At 67.6% G+C, this 11110-nt stretch carries 8 protein-coding genes; 5 read left to right on the forward strand and 3 right to left on the reverse strand.

The window, feature by feature from the left end:
* The 3 genes from AB3X43_RS05415 to AB3X43_RS05425 all read left to right on the forward strand — a co-directional run.
* Positions 1 to 889, forward strand: an 889-nt coding sequence (locus tag AB3X43_RS05415; protein ID WP_369428849.1) for an ATP-binding cassette domain-containing protein, incomplete at its 5' end; no start/stop codon positions are given.
* Positions 890 to 928: 39 nt separating this feature from the next.
* The gene (locus AB3X43_RS05420; protein ID WP_369428850.1) at positions 929 to 2140 is read left to right on the forward strand and encodes a PA0069 family radical SAM protein; all 1212 of its coding nucleotides are present in this window, start codon (positions 929 to 931) and stop codon (positions 2138 to 2140) included.
* Positions 2141 to 2290: 150 nt separating this feature from the next.
* Positions 2291 to 4633 carry a putative bifunctional diguanylate cyclase/phosphodiesterase gene (locus tag AB3X43_RS05425; protein ID WP_369428851.1) on the forward strand — a complete coding sequence of 781 codons (2343 nt, stop codon included), beginning with the start codon at positions 2291 to 2293 and terminating at the stop codon, positions 4631 to 4633.
* Here the strand turns inward: AB3X43_RS05425 and AB3X43_RS05430 are convergent.
* A complete protein-coding gene (locus AB3X43_RS05430; RefSeq protein ID WP_369428852.1) occupies positions 4591 to 5430 on the reverse strand; it encodes an HDOD domain-containing protein in 840 nt (279 codons plus the stop codon). The genes AB3X43_RS05425 and AB3X43_RS05430 overlap by 43 nt on opposite strands.
* 258 nt (positions 5431 to 5688) lie before the next feature.
* Between AB3X43_RS05430 and AB3X43_RS05435 the strand changes: the two genes are divergently transcribed.
* Positions 5689 to 6978, forward strand: coding sequence for a glycosyltransferase family 2 protein (locus AB3X43_RS05435; protein ID WP_369428853.1), 1290 nt, complete (start codon positions 5689 to 5691; stop codon positions 6976 to 6978).
* Here AB3X43_RS05435 and AB3X43_RS05440 read toward each other — a convergent pair.
* Complete coding sequence (locus AB3X43_RS05440; RefSeq protein ID WP_369428854.1) at positions 6905 to 8944, reverse strand: aminotransferase class I/II-fold pyridoxal phosphate-dependent enzyme; 2040 nt, start codon at positions 8942 to 8944, stop codon at positions 6905 to 6907. The two genes, AB3X43_RS05435 and AB3X43_RS05440, sit on opposite strands and share 74 nt — an antisense overlap.
* A gap of 157 nt (positions 8945 to 9101) precedes the next feature.
* On the opposite strand from AB3X43_RS05440, the gene AB3X43_RS05445 reads away from it, so the two are divergent.
* Positions 9102 to 10058: a CHAD domain-containing protein gene (locus tag AB3X43_RS05445; RefSeq protein WP_369428855.1), complete on the forward strand. Its 957-nt coding sequence runs from the start codon at positions 9102 to 9104 to the stop codon at positions 10056 to 10058.
* Between the two features lie 42 nt (positions 10059 to 10100).
* Here the strand turns inward: AB3X43_RS05445 and AB3X43_RS05450 are convergent.
* On the reverse strand, positions 10101 to 11110 hold a 1010-nt coding region (locus AB3X43_RS05450; RefSeq protein ID WP_369428856.1), incomplete at its 5' end, for a M20/M25/M40 family metallo-hydrolase.

Here is an 11110-nt window from a genome sequence, read left to right on the forward strand (position 1 = left end):
CCAGCGCCTCGGCGGCCACATCCAGGAAGGCAAGGGCCTGTCGATCGGCTACTTCGCGCAGCAGGAACTCGACGTGCTGCGGCTGGAGGAAGGCCCGCTGGCGCACATGGTCCGCCTGGCGCGCGACATCGGCCCGGCAGCACGCGAGCAGGAGCTGCGCGATTTCCTCGGCCGCTTCCGCTTCACGGGCGAGATGGTGGGACAGGCCGTGGGTTCGCTCTCCGGCGGCGAGAAGGCGCGGCTGGTGCTGGCGATGCTGGTGTGGCAGCGCCCCAACCTGCTGCTGATGGACGAGCCGACCAACCACCTGGACCTGACCACCCGCGAGGCGCTGAGCATGGCGCTCAACGAGTACGAAGGCACGGTGATGCTGGTCAGCCACGACCGGGCGCTGCTGCGCGAGGTCTGCGACGAGTTCTGGCTGGTCACCGGTGGCGAGGTGCGGCCCTTCGACGGCGATCTGGACGACTACCAGAAGTGGCTGCTGGAACAGAGCAAGGAGATGGCCAAGCGCGCCCGCGAGGAAGACCGGGCGATGCAGGGCCGGCCGGTCGCCGCACCCGCCCCGGTCACCGCAGCGCCAGTGGTGGCAGCACCAGCCCCCTCCCTCGCCAGTCGGGACGACCGCAAGGCCCAGACCGCCGCCCGCATGAAGCTCGCCGAGCAGACCAAGCCACTGAAAAAGCAACAGCAGCAGGCCGAACAGGCGCTGGAGGCCGCGCAGAAGGACCACGCCCGTGTGCTCGCCGCCCTGGGCGACACCGGTCTGTCACCAACGGCGCGCGCCGAGCAGGGCCGCAAGCTCAAGGAACTCGACGACCGCATCGCCGAACTGGAGCTGCGCTGGATGGAACTGGGCGAGCAGATCGAAGCCTTGGGCACCGCCTGAGACTGTATGTAAACACAGGTCTGTGGCAGACTGGGCGACATGAAACGCCCCGTCACCGATGCCCCGATCAGGATCGTGCGCCGTGGTCGCCCTCCCGCGGCGCCGCCGACCCTGTTCCCGGACGATCTGGCGCCCGAGCCAGCGTCCCTGCTGCCCGGACCAGGCAGCGTCAAGGGCCGCGGCACGGCCTGGCGCATCGCGGGCCGGTACGAACGCCAGGCGCGCAACGCGGTCGATGACGGCTGGGGCAGTCTGGACCAGCGCGCCGAGGACGACCGCACCCGCGTCACCCGCACCGAGGTGATCGACGAGCCGTGCAGGAGCGTGCTGCGCGCCAACGACTCGCCGGACGTGCCCTTCGACCTGTCGATCAACCCCTACCGGGGCTGCGAGCACGGCTGCATCTACTGCTACGCCCGCCCGACCCACAGCTACGCGGACCTGTCGCCGGGACTGGACTTCGAGACCCGCATCCTCGCCAAGACCAACGCGGCAGACCGCCTGCGCGAGGAACTGCGCCGGCCGCGCTACACCCCGCGCCCGCTCAACCTCGGCTCCGCCACCGACGCCTACCAGCCGGTGGAGCGCAACCTGAAACTCACGCGCCAGATCATCGAGGTGCTGCACGAGGCGCAGCATCCGTTCTCGGTCGTCACCAAGTCGGGCGGCATCGTCCGTGATCTCGACCTGCTCGCCGACATGGCACAGCGCCAGCAGGTGCTGGTCTTCATCAGCCTCACCACGCTGGACAACGGTCTGGCGCGCATCCTGGAACCCCGCGCCAGTGCACCGGCCCGGCGGCTGGCGGCCATCCGGGCGCTGTCGGATGCGGGCGTGTGGGTGGGCGTGAACGTGGCGCCGGTGATCCCGTTCATCAATGAACCGGAGATCGAGCAGATCATCGAAGCCGCGGCCGGTGCCGGCGCGAAATCGCTGCACTGGACCGTGGTGCGGTTGCCCTGGGAGGTCAATCCGCTGTTCCAGCACTGGCTGGAGGAACACTTCCCGGACCGCGCTCACCGCGTGATGGAGCGCATCCGCGATCTGCGCGGCGGCCGTGACTACGACGCCGACTTCAGCACCCGCATGAAGGGCGACGGCCTCTGGGCCGACCTGATCCGCCAGCGCATGCTCGGTGCCGCGCACCGGCACGGCCTGGTGCGCGAAGTGCCGGCGCTGGACTTCAGCCAGTTCAAACCACCGCGGGCACCGGTACAGTCACGACGACCCAATCAGGGAGAACTATTCTGAATTATCAATTCGAGCCACGTGTGGCATCTTGACTGCCTTTCGCGCACCTGACAGCAAAAACTCGGGAATCCATCGTTGCGACCACAGATAATCTCTGGCCGCCCATGCAGGATTCATCGCTTGAATTACCAAACAACAGCGCAATCACGTGTGAAAAAATGGATTCACACTGCAATACGTGCAATACAAGGTTGCTGGCAGACCACCAGCGCCGAAGCACCACTGCGCCGTCAACTGCAGGAGCGCCAGATCGAGACCTGGCGCAGCGGGCACTGGATCAACCACCTGTCCATGTTGGCGGCCGCCGGACTGATCGTCATCGCGGCGGGCCCCTTGCTGAGCCACGCCGCATCGACGCTCTGGCTGGGCGCGCTGCTGCTCAATCCCGTCGCCGGTATCGGAGGATCGCGGTGGAGCTGGTCGCAGCCGCTGAAGGCACGCATGGACGTGATATCGCGGCGGCTATTCCAGGCCCTGGTGGCCGGATTTCTCTACCAGGGCGTCGCGTCCTGGCTGTATCTGATCGGCACCGATGCGCTGCGGCTGCTGATCGGGCTCATCACCTGCGGCGTGCTGTGCTCCGGCGCGCTGGGGTTTGCACGGAATCCGCAGATCGGACTGGTCTGGCTGGGCTCGCTGGGCATCACCAACGTCGCCACGCTCTGGTTCAGCGGCCGGGACACCGACCGGCTGGTCGCGCTGGCCATGGTCGCCTACATCCTGGTGCTGTCCAAGGACATGCTGGTGACGTCCCGGGAATTCGTGCGGCGTTGCGAAGCCGAATTCGAGGCCGAGCGGCAGTCGCACATGGTCAGCCTGCTGCTGAGCGAGTTCGAAGGCTCGTCGCAGGACTGGTTCTGGGAAACCGATGCCCAGGGCCGGATCACCCATGCCTCGCCACGCATGTCGGAAGTGCTGGGTGCGCCGGCAGCCGATCTGCGGGGACAGTCGCTGGTGGCGGTGCTGGCCACTGAAACGCAGGACGCGGACGGTCACGCAGCGTTGCGGGTGCTGGCCGAGCAGTTCGGCAGCGCCAAGCCGTTCCGCGATCTGGTCGTACCCTTGCAGCCAGGTGCCGAGCGCCAGTGGTGGACTCTGGGCGGACGACCATTGCTGAACCCCACCGGTCTCGTGCAGGGCTGGCGTGGCCTGGGTACGGACATCACCGCCATGCGGAACCATGAACGCGAACTGCAGCGTCTGGCCAACACCGATGGACTGACCGGCCAGACGAGCCGGCGGGGGTTCCAGGAACACCTGCGCGCCTGTTTTGCGACGGACGTCGGACAGCGCCCCATCTCCCTGCTGATGATCGATCTGGACGGATTCAAGGACATCAATGACGCCCACGGTCACGCGGTCGGGGATGCCTTGCTGCAGGCCGTCGCTCTGCGCATGGCGGGCATCGCCGCGCCTGGCATGGTGCTGGCGCGGCTCGGTGGCGATGAATTCGCCGTGATCCTCCTGGACGATGGCGAACCGGATCGCGCGGAAGCCATCGGCCAGCAAATGCTCGTGGCGCTGCGCAATCCATTCCAGCTCGGTGTGCTTCGGGTGGATGTGCGCGCCAGTCTGGGACTGGCACACGCGCCGGAGCATGGCGACAGTGATGTCGAATTGCTGCGCTCGGCGGACATGGCGCTCTATGCGGCCAAGGCGGCCGGGCGAGACCGATTGCAGGTGTTCGACCACGCCATCGGACAACGTGCACAGCACCGTGCGCTGATCACACGGGAACTCGCCGACGCCATCGCCCGGCAGGAACTCGACCTCGACTACCAGCCGGTTTTCGATGCCCGCACCGGGCGCTTCACTGGCGCCGAAGCCCTGCTGCGGTGGCACCATCCCAGGCTGGGCACCATCGCACCGAGTGAATTCATTGCACTCGCCGAAGAGTCCGGGCTGATCACCTCGATCGGCACCTGGGTGCTGCGCCAAGCCTGTACCGAAGCCGCGTCATGGCCTGCATCACAGCGCGTGGCCGTCAACCTCTCCGTGCGCCAGCTCCACGATCCGCGGATCGTCGAGGACGTGCGGCAGATCCTGCGCGAATCCAGCTTGCCACCCCATCGGCTGGAACTGGAAGTGACGGAGTCGGCCCTGGCCGAGGAAAAGACCGCGCTGGCACAGCTCTCGGCGCTGAAGCTGCTCGGTGTCGGACTGGCTCTGGACGATTTCGGTACCGGCTATTCCTCGCTGTCCTACCTTCAGCGGTTCCGCTTCGACCGCATCAAGATCGACCAGTCGTTCGTCCGTCCGTTGCAGCAGCCAGACGCCATCGAGCAACTCGCACTGGTGCGGGCAGTCATTGCTCTGGCCCGTGCCCTGAAGCTGCAATGCACCGCCGAAGGCATCGAGGACGACCGGCAGGCGTCCGCGCTGCGGGCATTGGGCTGCGACGAGCTGCAGGGATTCCAGCTCGGCCGCCCGATGTGCGCAGCAGCGCTGCGTCAGTGCATCAACGCATCGACCCCGGAAACCGCCAGCTCGTGAGCCGGCAGGTGCTGCTCCAGCCAGTCCAGGTCCAGGCCAAGGTGAACCACCAGGTCGCCCTGCACTGACAGCAGGCCCTCCGACACGGATTGCCCGCGCTCTCGGCAGTCCGCCACCACGCTGGCCAGCCGCAGTGCCGCCGCCAGCCGGCAGAACGGCCGTGTCTCCATCGGCTGGTTCGCTGCCCGGAAGGCATCCACCAGCACGGCCGGGAATTTCCAGTGCCGTGCCAGCTCTGCCGTGACCTCCGGGTGGGCGCATCCGAATTCGATCGTTTCGTAGCCGATGAGACTGTCGAGTTCGACGGCCCGCGTGGCCACTGCCCGCGCATGGTCTGGATCCACCATCCACATCAGCAGCTGACCGGTGCGCAGCATCAGTCCGCCCAGATAGGCCATGTCCTCGTCCAGATCGAGCGCACGGGCGATCGGCTGGGCATAGGCGGCCACGGCCAACGTGCCGCGCCAGAACGAGAGCCGGTCAAAGTCCTTCAGTGCCGGGAACGCCCCGACCATGCTCGCAGACAGCGTCAGGTCGCGCAGCGCCCGCAGGCCCAGTGCCGCCGATGCCTCTCCGAGCGAGGTGACCGTGTGCGACGGCGAGTAGCGCGACGAGTTCGCCAGGCGCAGCACTTTGGCCGCCAGCGTCTGGTCCCGGCCGATCAGGCCAGCGATCTCCGGCAGTGGCAGGTCTTCGCGGTCGAACGACTGGAGCAGCTTGTGCGCCACCTCCGGCATGGCCGGGAGCGTACAGGCGCGCTGAACGAATGGAGCAATGCAGGTCGGGCAGTTGGGCACGGAAGTGACTCCTTGGAGAAGGGGTGAATTCCGGTTATCGGCAGCGCTGCGTCCTGCTGAATCAGGGTATTTACGAAATAGTCACTGCTTGTGTTTTCATATTTGAGAAATATGCAAATTCAGACTACTGGCTTCAGTGTGTCCCGACCAGACTGAAGCGGAGCGTTTGCGAACCCCAAGCCAAGGCGAATATCATGCTTTCATGGTTTCGGGAAGTTGCACCGGACCATTTGCAAAACAAACCGGGGGAAATAGCCTGTGCCAGAAGTCTCGATCATCCTGCCCACCTACAACCGTGTCGATGTGATCGGGCGCGCAGTTGCCAGCATCATTGTCCAGACCCATCGGGACTGGGAATTGCTGGTGATCGACGATGGATCGAACGACGGCACGATCGAGCGGCTCGAGGGGCTGGATCCACGCATCCGGTTCATCCGCCAAGCCAACCAGGGTGTGGCAGCGGCCCGCAATACCGGGCTGTCGGCGTCCACCGGCCGGTTCGTCGCCTTCATGGATTCGGATGACGAGTGGCGACCGCAGTTCCTCGCGCTCACCACCGCGTTCCTGCGCACCCACCCTGACCAGCAATGGGTCGCAACCGAATCCCACGAGGACCTGGGCGACGGCTCGGCACCCATCCACCACAGCCGCTACGACATCGGCCACATCTACCTCGGTTTTGCCCGGTCGATCGGTTCAAACTCGCTGGAGTTGCCGCCAGGGATCGAGGACGATTACCTGCGCATCTACGAACGCAAGGAACCGATCGGCGACTGGGGCCAAGACATCCTGCGGAGTCTGGGGCTGTCCGACGCCGTGGTCTACAGCGGCCACACCCTGGCCCACATGCGCTGGGGCTACCTCAACTGGCTGCCGGCCACGGTCTGCACGCGCCACGCCATCGAGACCGCCGGTTTCTTCTCGATCGCCCACCGCAGTGCCGAAGACCTGCGCTACTTCGCGATCCTGTCGCGCCACTTCCGCGCCAACCTGATCGCCGTGCCGCTGGCCATCAAGTACGAGCGGGCCGGTGGCAACCAGACACTGGCGCAGTCCCACCTGGCCACGGGCGCCGGCGCCTACCGGTTCGAGGTGAACAAGCTGTCGTGCTTCGACGAGAACTTCGGGCCACTGGCGAACACCGACCCCGAGATCCGACTGCTGCGCCGGCACTACTGCCTGGCCGTGGCGCACCGCGCACTGAGTGCCGGACACCGCGAGGTCGCCATCGACCACCTGCACCAGGCCGCTGCGTGGCGACCGATCCTCTGGAAGGCCTGGCCGATGCTTGCACTCGCGCATGCAGTGCCGAGTTCCCACGGTGCCGCGATCATCTACAGCGGCTGGCTGCGGGTGTTCGACATCGGCGCGCGCCTGGCCACCGGTCGGCTCAAGCCCAGCGTCATGCTGCGCAAGGTCTGGCTGCGCCTCACCGGCCGAACGGCACGATCCACCACACTCGCCGCCTCCAGCCTCACGCTGACCGATTCTGCGCTGGCCCGCCTGGCAGTGGCCGATGTGCATCCGGAGCCGACCCACCCAAACTGACGGAAGCCGTGGCGGCTCCGTCCAGCGCCCGCAGCGCACCCATCTCGACGGCGGTCAGGACCCGCAGATGCAGCTCCCCATCGTGCATGGCCAGTCCGTGCAGCTCGATCGACTTCTGCGTTTGCAGCAGCCGCGCGAGGTAGCCGAGGATGGCCGCATCGACCACCTGCCCCGGTACGAGCACCGGAATTCCCGGGGGATACGGCACGATCTGGTCACAGCAGATGCGGTCCGCCAGCGCCGCGTTCGGCTGGCCAGCGTCGTCGAGCAGTGGCAGCCGCTCGCCCTCCTCGTAGAACGCGTCCCGCGGCAGACAGGCCAGCCGCGTGAAGTGCGGGATCTTCGGCAGCCGTGCGGTCGGGCGTGGCATGCGGCGCTCCTGCTGCGCCTGCCGGGCCAGGCGCAGCATCGCGTCGAACAGCCGCGACACCTTGCTGCGCGTCGTGCCAATGGTCAGCAGCAGCGTGAGCGTGCTGTGCGTGTGCTTCTCGATCTGGATGTTGAAGCGCTCGATCAATTCGCCGCGCAACTCGTCCGCCCCCCAGCCAGAGGCCGAGATGTCGATCGTCAGCTTGGTCGGGTCGAGCCGGATGCCGTCGCCGCGCACCTCGTCGGACAGCAGGTCGTCCAGGTCCAGCACCCGGAACGCCCCGGTCGTGTTGATCTTCTCGCGCAACTCGGCGGCGAACTTCAGCGAGCGGTCGAGCAGCTTGTAGCCCTCCATCACCGCCTGCTTGCGCGCCACGTCCAGGCTCGCGATCAGGCCGTACTGCGGACTGGTGGACGCGTGCATGTTGAAGCTCTCGCGGAACAGGTGCTCGTCGAAGTCCGGATCGTTCACGTGGACCATGCTGGCCTGCGAGAACGCGGACAGCACCTTGTGGGTGCTCTGCGTCACGTAGTCGGCGCCAGCCTCCAGCGCGGTCGGGCGCAGCGCGGGATGGAAGCGCGCGTGGCCGTACCAGGCCTCGTCGACGAGGACCTTGATCCCGGCCGCGTGTGCCGCAGCGATGATCGGCGCAAGCTCGTAGCGCAGACCGTCGTAGGTGCAGCTCGTCAGGATCAGCACCTTCGCGTCCGGGTGGTCGGCGATCGCCTGCAACACGCGCACCCGCGGCACCGGCCCGAACAGGCCGTGGCGCTCGTTGACGGATGAATCCAGGTACACCGGCCGCGCACCAGAGAGGATCACGCCGTGGTGGACCGACTTGTGGCAGTTCCGGTCCAGCAGCAGCTTGTCGCCCGGGGTCAGCAGCGTCTGGACGATGACCTTGTTCGACGTGGACGTGCCGTTGGTGGAGAAGTAGGTCTTGCGCGCCCCGAACGCCTGCGCGGCCAGGCGCTGTGCCTGTGCGATGACGCCGGTCGGGTGCAGCAGCGAGTCGAGCATCGGCACCGACACGGACAGGTCGGCGCGCAGCATCTGCTCGCCGACGAAGGCGTGGAAGTCGCTCACCCAGGGACTGGCCTTGTACGCATCGCCGCCCGCATGGCCGGGTGTGTGCCAGCTGTCCTTGGCCTGCGCGACATAGTGGCGAAGCTGGTCGTAGAACGGGGTGGCCGCGGTCTGCATCACCTCGGCGGCGAGGATGCGCAGCCAGCCGGCGTGGTCGGTCTCGCTGCGGAAGAAGTAGCCATCCACCGCGTCACCGGCCAGCTCCTCCACCAGCAGCTTGGTGTCGTCGTCTTCCAGCATCAGGTAGAGCGACAGCTCCGGACGCAGCCGGCTGATGGATTGGGCGAGGTGGACAGCCCGGCGGTCGGCCGCGTCGTGTTGGTCGATCAGGACGATGTGCAGATCACCGTCACGGCGAACGGCGTCGAGCGCCGGCTCGCCCGGGTCGCTGGCAAAGGCGCTGAGTTGCACCGGATCGTCGGGTCGTGCCGCGGCGTTCAGGGCCACGACGATCTGGTCGCGCCGGGAAAGGTCGTCACTGACGATGAGGAGGTGGCTGACGGGCGGCATGGCGAGATGATGCCCGAGGGCTGTGCATTTCCGGGCACGCCATGTCGATGACATCGTGGCAGGCCGTGTCTGGCGGGTTTTGTTGATCCATGGAAGTGCGTCCATCGCGCCTGCGCGCGACCGGCAATTGCTGTTGCATGACAAGGCCCGAGCGCGCATGCTGCACAAGGTGGCGCGGGTGGCGGAGAGCCAGCCGACGACGGGCGCCGAACCGGAGTTCCAGATGTCACCCTCCAGCACATTGGCCGCCGGAATGACGGTCGAGCAGGCCTTCGGCGCCATCGTCGGTGACGGCCTGGCCCAGTTGCAGCGCCACGCCAAGGGCGTCAGGGGCGGTGTCGATCCGGAGAGCGTCCACCAGATGCGGATCAGCCTGCGCCGGCTGCACCTGGTGCTGCGCCTGTTCGGCCGGTGGATCGCCGTGCCGCCGAACCTGCTGGCCGAACTCGGGTGGCTGCGTGTCCGGCTGGGCACGGCGCGCGACGCCGATGTGCTGGCCGACGGCACGCTGGCCTCGCTGGTCGCCACCTGTCCGCCGGAGGAAGGACTCGCCGCCTTGCAGGAAGCGGCAGCTGCCCACGCCCAGGCCATGCGGACACTGGCCGCAGTGGCGGTGAAATCGGCCCGCTGTGCGCGCCTGATGCGCGACCTGACCGCGTGGCTGCAGGCCGCGCCCTGGCAAGCCGTGCCGGACGACGCGCTGCAGCAGACGCTGCGCCAGCCCATCGGTCCGCGGGCAGCGCGGATGCTGCGCCGGCGCCATGAGCGGCTGGTCGAGATTGGCGACCAGCTGCACCCCGACCGGGCCGAGGAGCGGCATCGGCTGCGGATCGCCGCGAAGAAACTGCGCTACGCCACGGAGTTCTTCCTGCCTCTGCAGCCGGCCAGACAGGTCCGGCGGCGCCTCCGGCGACTCGGCGCGCTGCAGGACCTGCTCGGTGGCCTCAACGATGCCGCTGTCGCGGACCTGCTGCTGCGCGACCTCGCCCTGCGCGAGCCGGCGCTGGCGGGCAGCGCGTCGTTTGCGCGGGGCTACCTGTGTGCGGCCACGGTGCAGGATCTGCCTGGACTGGTCCTGCGCTGGCGCAGGTTCGTGGCGGCGGGAGCGCCCTGACCGACCGGGAACGCCGTTCGCCTGCCGGGCGGGCGGGTGCCCTCAACCGCCCAGCATCTCCAGCAAGGTCCGCCCCACCACCTTGGTCGCCCGCCGCAGATCGTCCAGCACCAGATGCTCGTCGGCCCGCTTGGCGTTGGACTCGCGCACTGTGCGCGGCCCGGCACCGTAGATCACCGCCGGGATGCCGCGCTCGCAGTACAGGCGCACGTCGGTGTAGAGCGGCGTGCCGGACACGGGGATGGGCTCGCCGAACACCGCCGCGCCGTGGTGCGAGAGCGCATCCACCAGCGGCTGGTTGCCCGGCAGCGGCTGCAGCGCGTGGGCCATCAGCATGCGGCGGATATCGACCGACACACCCGGCCGGCTCGCCGCCGCCGCGTTGATGACGCGGCGGATGTCGGCTTCGACCTCGGCCGGGCGCTCCTCGGGGATCATGCGGCGGTCGAGCTTGAGGACGACCTTGCCGGGGATCACGTTGGTGTTGGTGCCGCCCTGGATCAGGCCGACGTTGATGTACGGGTGGCTGATGCCCGGCACGTTCGAGCGGATCGTCGCCTTGTAGCGGGCGTTTTCGGCGTAGAGGGCGTTCAGGATCGCCACCGCGCCCTGCAGCGCATCGACGCCACTCTCGGGGATCGCCGCGTGCGCCATCACGCCGTGGACGGTGACCTCCATCTGCAGGCAGCCGTTGTGCGCCGTGACGATCTGGTAGCTGAAGCCGGCGGCGATCTCGTAATCGGGTTGCGTCAGACCGTGTTTCAGCAGCCAGCCGGGGCCGAGTTCACCGCCGAATTCCTCGTCGTAGGTGAAATGCAGCTCGACGCCGCCCTTCAGCACCACCTCGCCCTGTGCCCGCAAGGCCTCGATGGCGCGGGTGGCGAAGGTGAAGGTCGCGAAGTCGCACTTGCTCACCGCCGAGGCGCGGCCGTAGAGCTTGCCGTCCACGATCTCGCCGCCGTAGGGGTCGTGGGTCCAGCCTTCGCCGGGCGGGACCACGTCGCCGTGGGCGTTCAGCGCGATGACCGGTCCGCCCGCGTCATAGGTGCGGC

The organism is Sphaerotilus sp., from assembly GCF_041083715.1.
In the GTDB taxonomy this organism is placed as follows: Bacteria; Pseudomonadota; Gammaproteobacteria; order Burkholderiales; family Burkholderiaceae_C; genus Sphaerotilus.